Below are 16701 nucleotides of genomic sequence, written 5' to 3'. Positions count from 1 at the left end.
ATCATGGTGGATGGATTGCGCATTTTGCAATGCACAATCCATCAGCTCTCGCGTTTTGCGACGCGGCGTTGCCGGTTTGCCCCGGCCCTGGATCCTAGGTGATCGAGGTGAACAGGCGGTCCCAGCGGATCGCCCACGGCCACTTCCAGAATTCCCAGATGCGGGCGCCGTCGGCGATCGAGAAGAAGACCCAGCGCGCCTTGCCCTCGACATTCTCGAGCGGCACGTAGCCCATCGACTGCATGTCGCGGGAATCGGCGGAATTGTCGCGATTGTCGCCCATCATGAACAGATGGCCGGGCGGGACTTCGTACTTCGGCGTGTTGTCGAAGGAGCCGCGATCGCCCTCGATCTCGATGATCTGGTGCTTGACCCCGTTCGGCAGGGTTTCCTCATAATGGGGCGCCTGGATCGGATTGCCGAAGAAATCCTTCGTCTCGTGCGGCGGCAGCGGCGTCCGCTCGACCAGCTGGTCGTTGATGTAGAGGCGGCCGTCGGTGACCTGGACCGTGTCGCCGGGCAGGCCGATGACGCGCTTGATGTAGTCGGTCGAATTGTCCTTCGGGCCCTTGAAGACGACGATGTCGCCCTGCTTCGGCTCCGAGCCCCAGATGCGGCCCTCGAACGGGGCGATGCTGAAGGGGAAGGAGTGGCGGGAATAGCCGTAGGAATATTTGGAGACGAACAGATAGTCGCCGATTTCCAGGGTCGGGATCAGCGAACCCGACGGAATCTCGAACGGCTGGAACAGGAAGGTGCGGACGATCAGGGCGATGATCAGCGCTTCGGCGAAGACGCGGATGGTACCGCCAAGACCGTCATTGGACGATTTCTTCTTCTCGGCGGACTTCTCGATTTCAGCCATCATGCGACTTTCAGCCGATTGGGGAACCCGTCATTTAGGCGATACGCGACCCAGGGGCAACCGCGCGCCGTCGACGCAGGCGGGCAACCCGGCCGATGTCGGGTCGTCTCGCGGTAGACAGTGCGTCTCCGGCGGCCGGGGCTGACATCGCGGCAGCGGCGCGCCATATCAGCGGTCTCGGCCGCGGCCTCCGCCGCGTCCCTCGGCGTCATCCGATGAGGCGATCAGCATGGAATTCGGCATCTACACCTTCGGCGACAACATGGCCGATCCGACGACAGGCGTCCGCCTCGACCCGGCCGAGCGGATCCGCAACCTGCTCGAGGAGATCGAGCTCGCCGACCAGCTCGGCCTCGACGTCTTCGGCCTCGGCGAGCATCACCGCCCGGATTTCCTGATCTCGTCGCCGGAAGTCGTGCTGGCGGCCGCCGCTGCGCGGACGAAGTCGATCCGCCTGAGCAGCGCCGTCACCGTGCTCTCCTCCGACGATCCCGTGCGCGTCTTCCAGCGCTTCTCGACGCTCGACCTGATCTCGAACGGCCGCGCCGAAATCATGGCCGGGCGCGGCTCCTTCATCGAATCCTTCCCGTTGTTCGGTTTCGACCTCGGCGACTATGACGAGCTGTTCTCGCAGAACCTCGACCTGCTGCTGCGGATCCGCGACGCCGAGCGCGTGACCTGGCCGGGCGGACATCGGGCGGCGATCCGGGATCTTGGCGTCTATCCGCGCCCCGTCCAGGATCCGCTGCCGGTCTGGATCGCGGTCGGCGGCACGCCGCAGTCGGTGGTGCGTGCCGGCGTGCTCGGCCTGCCGCTGGCGATCGCGATCATCGGCGGCAACCCGGCGCATTTCCAGCCGCTGGTCGAGCTCTACCACCGCGCGGCGAAGGAGGCCGGCAGCGACCCGGCGGGGCTGCGCGTCGGCATCAACTCGCACGGCTTCATCGCCGAGACGTCGCAGGAGGCGGCCGACATCGCCTTTCCGCCCTTCGCCGCCGCGATGACCAAGATCGGCAAGGAGCGCGGCTGGCCGCCGACGACGCGCGGCCAGTTCGAGGCGCAGCGCCGCCTGCACGGCGCGCTGTTCGTCGGCAGCCCGTCCGAGGTCGCGGAGAAGATCCTCTACCAGCACGAGCTGTTCGACCACGACCGCTTCCTGATCCAGTTCAGCGTCGGCACGTTGCCGCACGACAAGATGATGAAGTCGATCGAGCTGTTCGGCACCCGCGTCGTGCCGGAGGTGCGCAAGGCGCTCGGCGCCGCCGCTGCGGCCGCGCCGGCGCTAACGCCGCGCTAACGATCCGGTAACACGCGTTAACAGCCGGGAAGAAGCGTTAACGGGCGGGCTGTGGGCGGCGGCGAAGCGATTCGCGTTCGCCGTCCGCAAGGCGTCGTCCGGACGCTTCCATTCCCCCGCGTCCCCCTCGAAAAGGTCAGAGAAACTGTCATTTTCGCGCTGATGTTGACGCGCGCCGCGCCTGCAACCCGAATTTTTTTGCAGGCGTTAACTCCCTCGGAAACCCACGGTTTTTCCGTCCGATCCGTTAACGGCCCCGGCGTGGTTAACCACTCGTTAACCAGCGTGTCGCACAGATTGCTTAACAGAAGGCAAATTGCGATCGTGGCTACTCCCGCTTCAAAACAACGCGCTGCAATCCGGTTCCGGGGAAGGTCCTTCCTCGCCACCGTGCTGGCGCCCGAACTTCCACTGGCCGAATGGCTTGCGGAGCTCGACAAGCTTTCCAAACGTTCCGAGGGCTACTTCGCCAGTCGCCCCGTCATTCTCGACGTCACCGGCCTCGCCATCACCAAGCGCGACTTCGCAGAGCTGATCGCAATGCTCTACGAGCGCGAGATCAAGGTGATGGGGGTCGAGGGCGCCGATCCGTCCTGGCTCGGCTTCGGCATGCCGCCCTCCGTGAGCGGTGGCAAGCAGACCGAAATCCTGCACAAGCCGTCCGCCGAGCCACCCAAGCAGCAGCAGAGCTTCGCCGACCGGGCGATCCCCTCGCTCCTGATCGAGACGCCGGTCCGTTCCGGCCAGTCGATCATTTTTCCGCAGGGCGACGTCACGGTGGTGGGCTCCGTCGCTTCCGGCGCCGAGATCATCGCCGGCAACTCGATCCACATCTACGGAACGCTGCGCGGCCGGGCGATCGCGGGGTCGACGGGGAATGCCGGGGCGCGGATCTTCTGCCAGAAATTCGAGGCCGAGCTGATCGCCATCGACGGCCTCTACCAGACTGCCGACGACCTGGACGCGAGCCTTCGCGGCCGGCCGATCCAGGCTTGGCTTGCGAATGACAAAATGAACATGGCGGCGCTGGCCTGAGCCAGCAAGGAGCAGAAGCAATGTCTCAGGTTCTCGTTGTGACATCGGGCAAGGGCGGCGTGGGCAAGACCACGTCCACGGCAGCCATCGGCGCTGCGCTGGCCCTGTCCGGACAGCGCGTCGCCGTCGTCGATTTCGATGTCGGTCTGCGCAATCTCGACCTCGTCATGGGCGCCGAGCGCCGGGTCGTCTACGACCTGATCAACGTCGTGCAGGGTGAAGCCAAGCTGCAGCAGGCCTTGATCCGCGACAAGCGGCTCGACACGCTCTATGTGCTGCCGGCCTCGCAGACGCGCGACAAGGACGCCCTGACCGAAGAGGGCGTCACCCGCGTCATGGAAGAGCTGCGCAACCATTTCGACTGGGTCGTCTGCGACAGCCCGGCCGGCATCGAGCGCGGCGCCATGCTCGCCATGCGCCATGCCGACGTCGCCATCGTCGTCACCAATCCGGAAGTCTCGTCGGTGCGCGATTCCGACCGCATCATCGGCATGCTCGACTCGAAGACCGTCAAGGCCGAGAAGGGCGAGTACATGGAGAAGCACCTCCTGCTCACCCGCTACGACGCCGCGCGGGCCGAGCGCGGCCAGATGCTCAAGGTCGACGACGTGCTCGAGATCCTGTCGATCCCGCTGCTCGGCATCATCCCCGAGAGCGAGGCCGTGCTGAACGCCTCGAACGTCGGTTGCCCGGTGACGCTGGTTGACAGCGACAGCGCCCCGGCGCGCGCCTATCTCGACGCCGCCCGGCGCCTCGAGGGCGAGAACATCCCGATGGTCGTTCCGTCCGAGCGGCGCGGCTTCATGAGCAAGCTTTTCGGTCGGAGGGCTGCATGACGATCTTCAACTTCTTCAAGCCGGCGCGCTCCGCGCCGGTGGCGCGCGATCGACTGCAGATCCTGCTGCAGCACGAGCGCGTCTCGGCCGGCTCCAGCGACCTGATCGCCAAGCTCCGCGAGGAGATCATCGGCGTCATCGCCCGCCACGTCGACATCCCGGCCGACAAGGTCCAGGTGAAGATGCAGCGGGCCGAGGCTGTCTCGACGCTCGAAGTCGAGATCGAACTGCCGAATCCGGTTCGACGCCGCGCGGAAGCGGCGGCCTGATACGTGACGAAAGGCCGGCATTCTTGCCGGCCTTTTTATTGGGGCTCTGCCGATCTTGGTTTCCGTAGGGTAATATTTGCTTCCCGTTCGATCTCCGGACGGGCTGCTGGAGTTTTTCTTTTCGGCCGCTGCATATTCCTCTGGTTTCGCAAACCGGAAAGCCGTCATCTGAACGAGTTGGCTCGCGGGGGAAGTTGGCATGGCACTCTATATTTTGGCTTTGTTGATCGGCGTCGTCGCCGGACTGCGCGCGATGACCGCGCCTGCGGCGGTCAGCTGGGCGGCCTATCTCGGCTGGATCAATCTCGACGGCAGCTGGCTCGCTTTCCTCGGCCATTGGATCGTGCCGTGGATCCTGAGCCTCCTGGCGCTGGCGGAGCTGATCACCGACCAGTTGCCGTCCACGCCGAGCCGCAAGGTGCCGGTGCAGTTCGGCGCCCGGATCTTCATGGGCGCCGTCAGCGGCGCGGCGATCGGCTTCGCCGGCGGGAGCTGGGTTGGCGGCCTCGTCGCCGGCGCGATCGGCGCCGTGATCGGCACGCTCGGCGGCTACGAGGCGCGCAAGCGCCTGGTCGCGGCGACGGGCGGCAGGGACCTTCCCATCGCGCTGCTCGAAGACGCCATCGCCATCGGCCTGGCGCTCTGGGTCGTCGCCTACGTCACCTGATTATCTTGCCCCGGCCGCGTTGCCTTCACCTCTCCCTCAGGAAGAGGTGAACGAGAACGCAGCCCGGGCTCTGGCCTTTCAGGCTCGTTGTGAAGAATCCTCTTCAGAACTTGTCTCGCAACGCTGTCCCACGCTCGCCGTCATCCCGGCCTCCGAGCCGGGATCCACTTCCGCCGGGTTGCCTGCCGCCCGGATCCCGAACGGGGGTCGACATGGATCCCTGCTTTCGCAGGGATGACGACGGAGGGTGGCCCCAATTGGGATGGGACGAGGAGCCGTCCCCCGGGGCTGGAGGGGGAGTTTCTGTATCCTCGCTTCAATCCGCACTACGGGCCAGACACCGAGCGCGCGGCCGCCCTCTCGGCGCTCGTCACCTCGCGGATCAGGGCGATGAAGGCCCGCAACCCGGCCGGGACGTGGCGGCGGCCGGGATAGTAGAGGCAGAGGCCCGGCGTTGCCGGCGTCCAGTCCTGCAGCACGCGCACGAGCCGCCCGGCCTCAATGTGCGGCGCCACCGACCATTCGCTGGTCCAGATCAGGCCGGCGCCCCGCAGGGCGGCCTCGACCATCAGATTGTGGTTGTCCAGGGTCAGCGGTCCCTTGACGTCGACCTCCAGCGTTTCGCCATGCCGCTCGAACTCCCAGCGATAGACGCCGCCGCTCGGCACGCGGCTGCGGATGCAGTCATGCGCCAGCAGGTCGCCCGGCGTGAGCGGCAGCGTCCTGCCGGCGAAATAGGCCGGTGAGCCGACGACGGCGAAGCTCAGCGCCGGGCTGCACGGCACACTGATCATGTCCTGCGGCACCAGATCGGCCAGCCTTATCCCGGCGTCGAAACCCTCGGCCACGATGTCGACCAGCCGTCCTTCGGTGACGAGATCGATCTGCATGTCGGGAAAGCGCCGGAGAAATTCGAGCACCACTGGCGCGAGAATCCGCATCGCCGCGCCCTCCGAGGTGTTGATGCGGAGGATGCCGGTCGGCGTGTCGCGGAACCGGTTGACCGCCTCCATCGCGTCGGAGATATCCCGCAGCGCCGGCCGGATCTGGGCGAGGAACTGCTCGCCGGCCTCCGACAGCGAGACGCTGCGCGTGGTGCGGTTGAACAGCCGCACGCCCATTCGGCTCTCAAGCGTCGCGACGGCGTGGCTGAGCGCCGAGGGCGACATGCCGAGTTCGCGCGCCGCGGCGCGAAAGCTGCGGTGGGTCGAGATCGCCACGAGGGCATTGAGCTCAAACAGGCCGGTCCGGTTCATTGTTCGAATTCCTGCATCACGCTGTGCAGGATTGGCCAGATTGTCACATCAATCAAGCGTGTCCATTGTCGCCTTCGCCGGATCCCCCCGTCCGGCCCCGATGGAGAATCCCATGAAGCAGACCGTCCTCGTCACCGGCGCGTCCTCCGGCATCGGCCAGGCCGCCGTCCGGCTCTTCGCCGGCAAGGGCTGGAACGTGGTTGCGACCATGCGCAACCCCGAGCGCGACGCCGATTTCGCCGGCCTCGACGACGTGCTGGTCGCGCGCCTCGATGTCGAGGACCTGGCGAGCATCCAGTCGGCGATCGCTGCCGGCATCGAGCGCTTCGGCCGCATCGACGCGCTGGTCAACAATGCCGGCTACGGCCAGTACGGCCTGTTCGAGGCGCTGCCGCGCGAGGTGATCCAGCGCCAGTTCGACGTCAACGTCTTCGGCGTCATGGACGTCACGCGGGCGATCCTGCCGCATTTCCGCGCCAACCAGAGCGGCGTCGTCCTCAATGTCAGCTCCGGCGCCGGCATGTTCACGCTGCCGCTGATCTCGCTCTACTGCGCCAGCAAGTTCGCGCTGGAGGGTTTCTCCGAGGCGCTTTCCTACGAGCTCGCCTCGCAGAACATCACGGTCAAGCTGGTCATCCCGCATGGCGGCGTCGCGGCGACGCGCTTCTCCGAGCGCTCGGCCGAGGATTTTGTCACCGATCCGGCGCTGGCCGACTATGACGACTTCGTCGCCCGCAGCAACGCCGCCTTCGCCCAGATGGGCAGCGCGCGGACGATGAATTCAGCCGATATCGCCGAGGTCATCTTCGGCGCGATTACGGATGGCACCGACCGTCTGCGCTATCTCGTCGGCGACGATGCGCGCGGCTTCGTCAAGGCGCGGCGCACCCTCGACGACGCCGACTATGTCGAGTTCATGCGCTCGCATTTCCGCAAGCAAACACCCGCTCAATAGTGCGGCGGCGGCGGCTCCGGCAGGTTCGGGCGACCGATCTGTTCGGTCGTCTCGCGCAGCTGGTCTGTCAGCTGCGCGATCTTGCGGGTGAGCAGGTCGATCTGCTTCCACTGATCGGTGACGGCCTTGTTCAGATCCTCGATCGTCTCGTCCTGATAGGCGAGGCGGATCTCGAGCGCGTCGATGCGGGTCGCGAGCGCGTCCGTTTCGGCCATCCGATCCTCCTTGTTCCGCGTTGTCCGCGAGCGGACCGGACCCGCTCCCTAAGGCGTGCGGCTTGTCGATGCAAGCGAGGCCGGCCGCGTCTCCGCGGCGCACTCGGCCGCGCGGGCGAGAAGGAGCTCGCGTTCGCGCTGGTTCCTCGTGAGCGAGGCCGCGCGTTCAAACTCGCGCGCCGCCTCGTCGAGGCGGCCGAGCTTCATCAGGAAGTCTGCCCGAACGCCGGGCAGGAGATGCGAGGTGGCGAGCGCCGGCTCGTTCGTCAGCGCGTCGGCGATGGCGAGGCCCGCCGCCGGGCCATAGGCCATGGCGACGGCGACGGCGCGGTTGAGCTCGACGACGGGCGAGGGGGTGAGGGCGGCGAGCTCGGCATAGAGATCGGCGATCCGCAGCCAGTCGGTCTGCTCCGCTACCGCGGCGCGGGCATGGCAGGCGGCGATCGCGGCCTGCAGCGTATAGGGGCCGCGCGGCCCCAGCGCCTCGGCGCGCGCCAGCGCCGCGAGACCGCGCCGGATCAGCAGATGATCCCAGCGGGCGCGGTTCTGGTCCAAGAGCAGCACTGGCTCGCCATTGGGACCGACCCTCGCCGCGAAGCGCGATGACTGGATCTCCATCAGCGCCACCAGGCCGTGTACTTCCGGCTCCTCGGGCGCGAGACCCGCGAGGATGCGGCCGAGGCGCAGCGCCTCCTGCGCCAGCTGCGGCCGGATCCAGTCCTCGCCGGCAGTCGCCGCGTAGCCTTCGTTGAAGATCAGGTAGATCACCTCGCAGACCGAGGCGAGGCGTTCCGACAGTTCCGCGCCGCGCGGCACCTCATAGGCGACGTCGGCATCGGCCAGCGACCGCTTCGCGCGGACGATGCGCTGGGCGATCGTCGGCTCCGGCACGAAGAAGGCGCGGGCGATCTCCGGGGTGGAGAGGCCGCCGATCAGCCGCAGCGTCAGCGCGACGCGCGCCTCGCGCGACAGGATCGGATGGCAGGCGGTGAAGATGAGCTTGAGGAGATCGTCGCCGATATCGTCGTCGAGCCGCGCCTCCAGCGCGGCGACGACATCCTCCTGGTCGAGATCGAGCCCGTAGCCGATCTCGACATGCTTGCGATCCTGCATCTTGCGATGGCGCAGCCGGTCGATCGCCCGGCGCTTGGCGGTCGCCATGAGCCAGGCGCCGGGATTGTCGGGAATGCCCTGTTCCGGCCAGCGTTCGAGGGCTGCGACCAGCGCGTCCTGCGCCAGCTCCTCGGCGAGCGAGATGTCGCGCAGCATGCGGGCGAGCCCGGCGACGAGCTTGGCCTGCTCGATCCGCCAGACTGCGTTGATCGCCTGATGTGTCTCCGCATTGCTCACGGTTGCGGATCAGGCCACGTCCCGTCCGCCGGCGCAAGTCGGTTGCATGACGTTGTGGTATGCCGCCACCCTCAGCCGCCTTCGGTCGCGGCCTTCAGATTGGCGAGACCGCTCTCGAAGTCGCTGCCGATCAGCTTGTCCATGTCGACGAAGAGGCCCATCACGCGGGTGACGAGCGGCGCCGGGCCGTCCATCGACCAGCGCACCCGCGTAGCGTCGCCATCCGGGACGAGCGTGAACTCGGCGATGCTGCTGGACCGCATCGGCTTGATGAAATCGAGGTCGATGCGGAGCTGCGATGGCGGCGAGGTCTTAGCGATCTCCATCCGTCCGGCGCCGACCTTGCCGCTGCCGCTCCATTCGTAGACGGACCCTTCGCCGCTGGCGGGACCGGCGAAGGTCCGCTGCATGGCCGGGTCGAGCTTCTCATAGGGCGACCAGAGCGCCCAGCTGTGGAAGTCGTTGAGCAGCGGGAAGATCCGTTCCGGCGGCGCGTGAATGCGCGCCTCGCGCTGGATGTGGAGGCGGTCCGGGCGGGTCGCCGCATAGGCGACGACCGCTCCGATGACGACGATCAGCAGCGCGAGCGCGATGGCAATGAATTTCAGCATGAGGCTCTCCTGGAAAGTTGGAACAGCGCGGAAAATTGGGACTGCGCGTGTTGCGCCGTCAGGCGCTGTTCGCTCCGGTCTGCATCGCCTCGAAGCCGGCGGCCGCCTTCTGGACGTCCTCGGGGAAGTCGTCCATTTCCTGCACCTGGCGGATTTCGATGACCTCGTTCTCGCCGCCCGGGCATTTCTTCGCCCATTCGATCGCTTCTTCGCGGGAGCCGACGCGGATCATCCAATAGCCGCCGAGCACCTCCTTCGCCTCGGCGAAGGGGCCGTCCTGCACCACCGGCTTGCCGCCGGGAAAGCTGACGCGGGCGCCCATGGAGGGCGGATGCAGGCCGTCGCAGGCGAGCAATATGCCGGCCTTCTGCAGGGCCTCGTTGAACTTCATCATTTCCGCGACGCCTTCCGCGTCGGGCAGCGTGCCCGGCGTCGCCGTCTCGTAGCCCTTGGGGATCATCAGCAGCATGAAGCGCATGGTCGTATCCTGTGCGTGAGAAAGGGTAGGGAGTTCGTTCAGCCCTTGGAGCCGGTTTCGATCTGGCGCAGCCGATCGATCGACGGGCTCGGCGCGAAATCGTCGAATTCAAACAATTGCCGCAGCTCGATCTCGGCATCCCGGCCTTCGCCGGCCGGGTTCGGCATCCGCTTCGCCCAGGCGATCGCCTCGTCGCGCGACTTGACCTCGATGATCGTGTAGCCGGCGATCAGCTCCTTCGCCTCGGCGAACGGACCGTCGATGACGAGGCGCTGGCCGCCGGAAAAGCGGATCCGCGCGCCCTTCGCGGTCGGCTGCAGGCCGGAGGCGTCAAGCAGGGCGCCTGCCTTGGCCAGATCCTCGTGATAGGCGGCCATTTCGGCGATCCGCTTTTCCTCCGGCATGACGCCCGCTTCCGTGTCCCGGTTGGCCTTGACGAGGATCATGAACCGCATCGGTCCGCTCCTGCTTCCTCGAGGACGCCGGCGAACCGGCGGATGGCGAGACGGTAATCCCCGTGCTCTGACAACACGACGAGCGGGGCATCACGGAATCGACAGGGCGTCGATCTTTTTTCCGTCGCCACGTTGCGCTCGGACCCTGGCGTTGTCCGGCTACCGGGGCGCTGCTAGACACGGTCGGGTGGTGGAGCGGCGACGGGAGGACGGATTGGACAAGGCGCATTCCGGCGACGATGTCGTGCTCAGCCTCGACGAGGTGTTCGCGCTCTCGAAATCGGTCCTGGTCGCGGCCGGACTGACGGAGGCGCAGGCGGCCCCGCTCGCCCGCGTGCTGACCGAGGGCCAGCGCGACGAATGCCATTCGCATGGCCTGTTCCGGCTACCCGGCTGCGTCCAGACGATCCATCATCCGCGCTTCAACCGGAACGCCGTGCCTGTCGTCACGGATACGACGGCGGCGGTGACCAGGGTCGACGCGCAGTTCGGCTTCTCGCTGCCGGCGCTCGAAGCGGCGATGCCGCGCTTCGTCGAGAAGGCGAGGGCGATTGGCATCTCGGTGCTCGCGATCAACAACTGCTTCCACATCACGGCGCTCTGGCCCGAGATCGAGAGGCTGACGGCGCAGGGGCTGGTGGCGATCGCCATGACGCCGAGCCACAGCTGGGTCGCGCCGGCCGGCGGCACCAAGGGCGCGTTCGGCACCAATCCGATCGCCTTCGGCTGGCCGCGCGAGGGGCGGGAGCCCTACGTGTTCGATTTCGCCACCAGCGCCATCGCGCGCGGCGATATCTCGCTGCACAAGATGGCCGGCAAGCCGCTCCAGGAAGGCTGGGCGCTCGACGCGGACGGCAATCCCACCACAGACGCGGCAGCGGCGCTCGAAGGCGCGATGCTGACCTTCGGCGGCCACAAGGGCTCGGCGCTCTCGACCATGATCGAGCTATTGGCCGGGCCGCTGATTGCCGACATGACCAGCCTGGAATCGATGGATTTCGACGATGGCCTCAAGGCCGCGCCCTGCCATGGCGAGATCCTGATCGCCTTCGATCCGGCGATCCTCGGCGGCGGTTCGCGCGACAATCAGGCGAGCAGCGAGCGGCTGTTCTCGGCGATCGCGGACCAGGGCGCGCGGCTTCCGTCGACGCGCCGCTACGCGGCGCGGGCGCGCAGCCTGGCGAACGGCGTCCACGTTCCGCGCCCTTTGTACGAACAGATCATGGCGCTGCCCCGGGCTGGCTGACGGCCTCCCCCTTGCCGTCCCGCACCCGGTGCGCCGTGACGCAGGCGAAGACGCTCGCCACCACCAGGACGATGGCGACGCCTTCCAGCGTCGTCGGCAGGCGGCGTTCCCAGAGAAAGCCGTAGAGCAGCGCGAACAGCGTCTCGAACAGGATCATCTGGCCGACCAGAGTGAGCGGCATCAGGCGGCTCATCCAGTTCCAGAACGCATTGCCGATGATCGAGGCGAACAGCGCGACGCCGGCCGCGACGGCGGCGAAGCGCAGCCATTCGCTGGCATCGTGGCTATGCGCGCCGATCAGGATCGCCGGCGGCAGCAGCAGCAGCGCCAGCCCGCCCGTCACGACGCCGGTCAGCAGATTCCAGTCATGCGACGACAAATGGCGAACGCGGACCAGCCAGCGGGCGTTACCGATGGCAAAGCTCGTCCACGACGCCAGCGCGGCGATGGCGCAGGCAAGCCCGATAAGGCCGCCCGGCTGCAGGCCCGCGTCGATCGACTGCAGCGATTGCCAGCCGATGCAGAGAATCCCTGCCGTGCCGAGCAGCAGCGACGGCGCCAGCCGCGACAGCGGTGTCGCGCCATGGTCGCGGCTGCCGATCAGCGTCACGGCAACTGGCAGGAAGCCGATGATCAGCGAGGTCATGGCAATGCCGCCGAGCTGAACGGCGCTGGCCAGCAGCACATAGTAGAAGATGTTGCCGAGCAGGCTGAGCCAGACCAGCGCCCACCAGTCGCGCGGCGTTAGCTGGCGAACCACCCGGCGCCAGCGCGGCGCGATCAGCACGATCGCGAACAGGCCATAGGCGAGATAGCGTGCGGTGGCGAGCTGCAGCGGCGTGAACTCGCGCACGAGCTCGGGCGCCAGGAAGACGAGGCCCCATAGCGCGCCCGCCGCGATGCCGCAGCCAACTCCAACCCATATCCTGCCGTTGCTGGTCACGATTGTCTCCGGGAAAGGCCCGGTCATGACAGGTCGGGATGGGCGTTTCTCGGCCGAGGCTATCGCATTCTAGGCCAAAGCTCTCCAGGAACGTTCGGCCTTCATTCGGTTCGGTCCGTTGCCCGGCTCTGGCGGCGATAGGCGGCGGGCGTCAGGCCCGTCGTGCGGCGCATGGCGCGGGTCAGCGCATTCTGGTCGGAATAGCCGGCGCGGAACGCCAGCTCGGCGATGGAGGTGTCCGAATTCGCCAGCCATTCGCGCGCCCGCCGGAGCCGCAGCTCCGACAGCCAGGCGGCCGGCGTCGTATCCAGCTCGCTGCGGAACAGCGCGTGCAGACGGCTGACGCTCATGGCGATCCTCTCCGCCATCCGCTCGGTCGTCCAGGGTTGACCGGGTGCGGCCTCGATCTGGCCGAGCAGGGCCGCCAGCCGGGATTGCGGCCGCGCCGGCGTCTGCACCAGCGCGTCGAGCAGCAGCGGCAGCCAGTGTTCCAGCTGGTCGTCCTGCGCGCCGTCGCCGCCGGCGACGAGGCTCATATAGTCGATCAGCCGGTTCGCCATGGGCGCCAGCGGCAGGAACGGGCGGGCGACCAGCCGGTCGGCGACGTCAGGGGCGAGCTGCGTCAGGTCGAGATCGACGATAAGCGAGCGGTTGGCGCGGTCGCCCTCCTGCGAATGCGGCAGGCCCGTCTCGACGAAGGCGGCGCGGAAGGCGTCGAGCTGCTGTTCGCGGCCGGCGATGTCGATCGCCAGCGTGCCCCTCAGCGGCAGCACCAGCTGCGCGAAATCGTGCCGGTGCGGCGCGCTGACGCCGCCATAGCTGCGGATATCGAGGTTGAGGAGGGCGTGCGGGCGCATGGATCCATCCTATCAGCTCGCGCCGGACATTTTGAACGGAGATCTCTCAGGGGCCGAGATCTCGCCGCAAACTTTGCGTGCCGACCTCTTCAAATTCCGCCGAGGCTGTTCTACTTTCGTACCCATGGCCAAGCGTCCCAAAACTTCCGGCTTCGGCGAAGCGCCGCAGGCTCCGCTCGAAGGCACTCCCCTGTCGGGCAATATCGCCGACTGGATGGAGGAGATCGCGCGCGCGGCGGACGCCGAGCCGATCGCCCCCAAGCCGAAACGCGCGCCGCGCGCCCGCCCCGAGCGCATGCAGCTCGTCGACCTGCCGGTCGACGAGGGACGGAAGGCGAAGGGCGCCAAGAAGGCCGACAAGAAGGCGGAAAAGGGCGCCGGCGACACGCACAAATCCTCGCGCGGCACCTCGATCGGCATCGCCGCGACGGCGCGCGAGCGCGCCGCGAGCGGCCTCAATCCCGTCTCCGGTCTCGAGATCAGCCTCGAAGAGGCGGAATCGATGTCGGCGTCGTCGGTGACGGCGACTGTCGCGGCGCTGTCGGCGCTGATCGAGACCGGCCGGCCGGAGATCCAGGACAAGACCTGGGTGCCGCATCGGCCGCCGCGGCCGGAAAAGTCGGAAGGCGGTAGGCCGTTCCAGATCGTCTCGCCCTTCGAGCCGCGCGGCGACCAGCCGAACGCCATCCGCGAGCTGGTTGAGGGCGTCGCCGAACAGGAGCGCGACCAGGTTCTCTTGGGCGTCACCGGTTCCGGCAAGACCTTCACCATGGCCAAGGTGATCGAGAACACGCAGCGGCCGGCGCTGATCCTGGCGCCGAACAAGACGCTCGCCGCGCAGCTCTACGGCGAGTTCAAGGCGTTCTTCCCGGACAACGCCGTCGAGTATTTCGTCTCCTACTACGATTACTACCAGCCCGAGGCCTATGTGCCGCGCACGGATACCTTCATCGAGAAGGAATCCTCGGTGAACGAGCAGATCGACCGCATGCGCCATTCGGCGACGCGCTCGCTCCTGGAACGCGACGACGTCATCATCGTCGCCTCGGTCTCCTGCATTTACGGTATCGGCTCGGTCGAGACCTATACGGCGATGACCTTCGGCATCGAGCTCGGCGAGAAGCTCGACCAGCGGCAGCTGCTCGCCGATCTGGTGGCGCTGCAATACAAGCGCCAGGACCTGAATTTCGTCCGCGGCACCTTCCGGGTGCGCGGCGACACGGTCGAGATTTTCCCGGCCCACTTGGAGGATCGCGCCTGGCGGCTGTCGCTGTTCGGCGACGAGGTCGAGAGCATCACCGAGTTCGATCCCTTGACCGGCCAGAAGACGGCCGAGCTCAAATTCGTCAAGGTCTACGCCAATTCGCACTATGTGACGCCGAAGCCGACGCTGAACCAGGCGATTGCCTCGATCAAGCACGAGCTCCGGCTGCGTCTGGCCGAGCTGGAGGCCTCCGGTCGCCTGCTCGAGGCGCAAAGGCTGGAGCAGCGCTGCCGCTTCGACATCGAGATGATGGAGGCGACCGGCTCCTGCGCCGGCATCGAGAACTATTCGCGCTACCTGACCGGCCGCCTGCCGGGCGAGCCGCCGCCGACCCTGTTCGAATATCTGCCAGACAACGCGCTCGTCTTCACTGACGAGAGCCACGTCACCATTCCGCAGATCGGCGGCATGTATCGCGGCGACTTCCGGCGCAAGGCGACGCTGGCCGAATACGGCTTCCGCCTGCCGTCCTGCATGGACAACCGGCCGCTGCGCTTCGAGGAATGGGACGCCATGCGGCCGCAGACGGTGCACGTCTCGGCGACTCCCGGCACCTGGGAGATGGAAGCGACCGGCGGCGTCTTCACCGAGCAGGTGATCCGGCCGACCGGCCTGATCGATCCGCCGGTCGAGATCCGCTCAGCGACCAGCCAGGTCGACGACCTGCTCGGCGAAGTGCGCGAGACGGCGGCGAAGGGCTATCGCACGCTGGTCACAACGCTGACCAAGCGCATGGCCGAGGACCTGACCGAATATCTGCACGAGAACGGCGTCCGCGTCCGCTACATGCATTCCGACGTCGAGACGCTGGAGCGCATCGAGATCATCCGCGACCTGCGGCTCGGCGCCTTCGACGTGCTGATCGGCATCAACCTGCTGCGCGAGGGTCTCGACATTCCGGAATGCGGACTGGTCGCCATCCTTGACGCCGACAAGGAAGGCTTCCTGCGCTCCGAGACGTCGCTGATCCAGACCATCGGCCGCGCGGCGCGTAACGTCGACGGCAAGGTCGTGCTCTATGCCGACCGCATCACCGGCTCGATGGAGCGGGCGATGGCGGAGACCAATCGCCGTCGCGAGAAGCAGATGGCCTACAATGCCGAGCACGGCATCACGCCGGAATCGGTCAAGAAGCAGATCGGCGACATCCTGTCGTCCGTCTACGAGCAGGACCATGTCACGGTCGACGCCGGCCTCGCCGATACGGCGCTGGTCGGCAACAATCTGAAGGCGCATCTCGACGCGCTCGAGAAGAAGATGCGCGACGCCGCCATGAACCTCGAATTCGAGACGGCGGCGCGGCTGCGCGACGAGATCAAGCGTCTCAAGGAGACCGAGCTCGCCATCGCCGACGATCCGCTGGCGCGGCAGTCGGCGATCGACGACCGCACCGGCGGCTATCGCGGCGAGCGCAAATACGGCAACGCCGCCAACCTGCCGCCGGAGCCGGCGACTCGCGCGCGCAAGAACGATCTCGACGAGATGACGGTGAAGCGCACCGAGATTCCCGCGACGCGGGCGCGAAAGCCCGATCTGGACGAGATGGGGGTCAGTTCCAACCTGACCTCGGTCGCGACCGACGAGCACGAGCGGCCGCGCCGGCCCGATCCGATGACGACGAACCATCGCCCCGGCGGCCGCTCGGTCGGCGGCCGCGCCGGCAGCACGGCCGGCCGCAAGGGTCCGAAGCGGCGGTAGAGCCGTCGGCTTCCTCGCCCTCAGAGGAACCCCTATCCGGCCGTCATGCCGCGCCCGATATCCATCATCCTGAGGTGCCCGAGCATAGCTCGGGCCTCGAAGGACGCACGGTCGCAGCGCAGCTTGTCGATTGTGCAGCCGCTCTGCGTGCTTCGAGACGGCCCTCGGGCCTCCTCAGCATGATGAGTGTGGTGTTTTGCAGAGGTCTCCTCTGGAGAGGCGGAGGCAGGACGGGCTTCGGCTTTCTTGAACCTTCCCCTTGAGGGAGGGTCGAAAACGCCCTTCGCGTTTTCGGGGCGGGGGGCTTTGGAGAGACTGCTCCGATCTCTCGGATGGCCATGTCTTCTCTCAGACGCCCATGCCTCGCGACTCGGCAAAGGAACCCCTCCCCAAAACCGGTTCGC

At 67.1% G+C, this 16701-nt stretch carries 16 protein-coding genes and 1 pseudogene; 8 read left to right on the top strand and 9 right to left on the bottom strand.

Annotated elements, in window-relative coordinates:
• Positions 1–94: 94 nt before the first annotated feature.
• Positions 95–868 carry a signal peptidase I gene (lepB, locus tag AC6HZP_RS18645; protein ID WP_201400506.1) on the bottom strand — a complete coding sequence of 258 codons (774 nt, stop codon included), beginning with the start codon at positions 866–868 and terminating at the stop codon, positions 95–97.
• Between the two features lie 226 nt (positions 869–1094).
• On the opposite strand from lepB, the gene AC6HZP_RS18640 reads away from it, so the two are divergent.
• The 5 genes from AC6HZP_RS18640 (at position 1095) to AC6HZP_RS18620 (ending at position 4969) form a co-directional block, all read left to right on the top strand.
• Positions 1095–2162, top strand: a complete 1068-nt coding sequence (locus tag AC6HZP_RS18640) for an LLM class flavin-dependent oxidoreductase (RefSeq protein ID WP_497524054.1) — start codon at positions 1095–1097, stop codon at positions 2160–2162.
• A 321-nt stretch (positions 2163–2483) separates the two neighbouring features.
• On the top strand, positions 2484–3197 hold the full coding sequence (gene minC / locus AC6HZP_RS18635; protein ID WP_497526821.1) for a septum site-determining protein MinC: 714 nt from the start codon (positions 2484–2486) through the stop codon (positions 3195–3197).
• A gap of 20 nt (positions 3198–3217) precedes the next feature.
• Entirely contained in the window at positions 3218–4033 is an 816-nt protein-coding gene (minD, locus tag AC6HZP_RS18630; protein WP_201400503.1) for a septum site-determining protein MinD, read from the top strand.
• Positions 4030–4302 (top strand): cell division topological specificity factor MinE, encoded by a 273-nt coding sequence (gene minE / locus AC6HZP_RS18625; protein ID WP_201400502.1) that lies wholly within the window; start codon positions 4030–4032, stop codon positions 4300–4302. Before minD ends, minE begins: the two co-directional genes overlap by 4 nt.
• Positions 4303–4501: 199 nt before the next feature.
• Positions 4502–4969 carry a DUF4126 family protein gene (locus AC6HZP_RS18620; protein WP_497524053.1) on the top strand — a complete coding sequence of 156 codons (468 nt, stop codon included), beginning with the start codon at positions 4502–4504 and terminating at the stop codon, positions 4967–4969.
• A 326-nt stretch (positions 4970–5295) separates the two neighbouring features.
• Here AC6HZP_RS18620 and AC6HZP_RS18615 read toward each other — a convergent pair whose 3' ends face one another.
• Entirely contained in the window at positions 5296–6225 is a 930-nt protein-coding gene (locus AC6HZP_RS18615; RefSeq protein WP_497524052.1) for a LysR family transcriptional regulator, read from the bottom strand.
• A 112-nt stretch (positions 6226–6337) separates the two neighbouring features.
• Between AC6HZP_RS18615 and AC6HZP_RS18610 the strand changes: the two genes are divergently transcribed.
• Positions 6338–7180 (top strand): SDR family oxidoreductase, encoded by an 843-nt coding sequence (locus AC6HZP_RS18610; RefSeq protein WP_497524051.1) that lies wholly within the window; start codon positions 6338–6340, stop codon positions 7178–7180.
• Here the strand turns inward: AC6HZP_RS18610 and AC6HZP_RS18605 are convergent.
• From AC6HZP_RS18605 to AC6HZP_RS18585, 5 genes are all read right to left on the bottom strand, one after another.
• The gene (locus AC6HZP_RS18605; protein ID WP_497524050.1) at positions 7174–7395 is read right to left on the bottom strand and encodes a SlyX family protein; all 222 of its coding nucleotides are present in this window, start codon (positions 7393–7395) and stop codon (positions 7174–7176) included. The genes AC6HZP_RS18610 and AC6HZP_RS18605 overlap by 7 nt on opposite strands.
• A gap of 48 nt (positions 7396–7443) precedes the next feature.
• Entirely contained in the window at positions 7444–8745 is a 1302-nt protein-coding gene (locus tag AC6HZP_RS18600; protein WP_497524049.1) for an RNA polymerase sigma factor, read from the bottom strand.
• Between the two features lie 71 nt (positions 8746–8816).
• Complete coding sequence (locus AC6HZP_RS18595) at positions 8817–9356, bottom strand: SRPBCC family protein (protein ID WP_497524048.1); 540 nt, start codon at positions 9354–9356, stop codon at positions 8817–8819.
• 58 nt (positions 9357–9414) lie between these two features.
• Entirely contained in the window at positions 9415–9834 is a 420-nt protein-coding gene (locus tag AC6HZP_RS18590) for a YciI family protein (protein WP_497524047.1), read from the bottom strand.
• Between the two features lie 38 nt (positions 9835–9872).
• On the bottom strand, positions 9873–10289 hold the full coding sequence (locus tag AC6HZP_RS18585) for a YciI family protein (RefSeq protein ID WP_497524046.1): 417 nt from the start codon (positions 10287–10289) through the stop codon (positions 9873–9875).
• 214 nt (positions 10290–10503) lie between these two features.
• Here AC6HZP_RS18585 and AC6HZP_RS18580 point away from each other — a divergent pair, with 214 nt between their 5' ends.
• On the top strand, positions 10504–11535 hold the full coding sequence (locus AC6HZP_RS18580; protein WP_497524045.1) for an Ldh family oxidoreductase: 1032 nt from the start codon (positions 10504–10506) through the stop codon (positions 11533–11535).
• On the opposite strand, the gene AC6HZP_RS18575 is transcribed toward AC6HZP_RS18580, so the two are convergent.
• Together AC6HZP_RS18575 and AC6HZP_RS18570 are read right to left on the bottom strand one after the other, a co-directional pair.
• Positions 11510–12478: a DMT family transporter gene (locus AC6HZP_RS18575; protein WP_497524044.1), complete on the bottom strand. Its 969-nt coding sequence runs from the start codon at positions 12476–12478 to the stop codon at positions 11510–11512. The genes AC6HZP_RS18580 and AC6HZP_RS18575 overlap by 26 nt on opposite strands.
• A 101-nt stretch (positions 12479–12579) precedes the next feature.
• Complete coding sequence (locus AC6HZP_RS18570; RefSeq protein ID WP_497524043.1) at positions 12580–13335, bottom strand: AraC family transcriptional regulator; 756 nt, start codon at positions 13333–13335, stop codon at positions 12580–12582.
• 124 nt (positions 13336–13459) lie between these two features.
• Here AC6HZP_RS18570 and uvrB point away from each other — a divergent pair.
• Positions 13460–16021: pseudogene (uvrB, locus tag AC6HZP_RS18565) on the top strand (excinuclease ABC subunit UvrB); the annotation flags it as partial.
• Positions 16022–16701 lie beyond the last annotated feature (680 nt).

This window comes from Kaistia sp. SLG-1, from assembly GCF_059699055.1.
Note: the sequence above shows the minus strand (reverse complement) of the source record. Positions and strands in the feature narration are given on the sequence as shown.

Excerpts from the sequence above, each read along its gene's own strand:
- lepB (WP_201400506.1), bottom strand. The coding sequence starts at position 868 with ATGATGGCTGAAATCGAGAAGTCCGCCGAGAAGAAGAAATCGTCCAAT.
- AC6HZP_RS18615 (WP_497524052.1), bottom strand. The coding sequence starts at position 6,225 with ATGAACCGGACCGGCCTGTTTGAGCTCAATGCCCTCGTGGCGATCTCG.
- AC6HZP_RS18585 (WP_497524046.1), bottom strand. The coding sequence starts at position 10,289 with ATGCGGTTCATGATCCTCGTCAAGGCCAACCGGGACACGGAAGCGGGC.
- AC6HZP_RS18620 (WP_497524053.1), top strand. The coding sequence starts at position 4,502 with ATGGCACTCTATATTTTGGCTTTGTTGATCGGCGTCGTCGCCGGACTG.
- AC6HZP_RS18605 (WP_497524050.1), bottom strand. The coding sequence starts at position 7,395 with ATGGCCGAAACGGACGCGCTCGCGACCCGCATCGACGCGCTCGAGATC.
- minE (WP_201400502.1), top strand. The coding sequence starts at position 4,030 with ATGACGATCTTCAACTTCTTCAAGCCGGCGCGCTCCGCGCCGGTGGCG.
- AC6HZP_RS18640 (WP_497524054.1), top strand. The coding sequence starts at position 1,095 with ATGGAATTCGGCATCTACACCTTCGGCGACAACATGGCCGATCCGACG.
- AC6HZP_RS18610 (WP_497524051.1), top strand. The coding sequence starts at position 6,338 with ATGAAGCAGACCGTCCTCGTCACCGGCGCGTCCTCCGGCATCGGCCAG.
- AC6HZP_RS18595 (WP_497524048.1), bottom strand. The coding sequence starts at position 9,356 with ATGCTGAAATTCATTGCCATCGCGCTCGCGCTGCTGATCGTCGTCATC.
- AC6HZP_RS18590 (WP_497524047.1), bottom strand. The coding sequence starts at position 9,834 with ATGCGCTTCATGCTGCTGATGATCCCCAAGGGCTACGAGACGGCGACG.
- AC6HZP_RS18570 (WP_497524043.1), bottom strand. The coding sequence starts at position 13,335 with ATGCGCCCGCACGCCCTCCTCAACCTCGATATCCGCAGCTATGGCGGC.
- minD (WP_201400503.1), top strand. The coding sequence starts at position 3,218 with ATGTCTCAGGTTCTCGTTGTGACATCGGGCAAGGGCGGCGTGGGCAAG.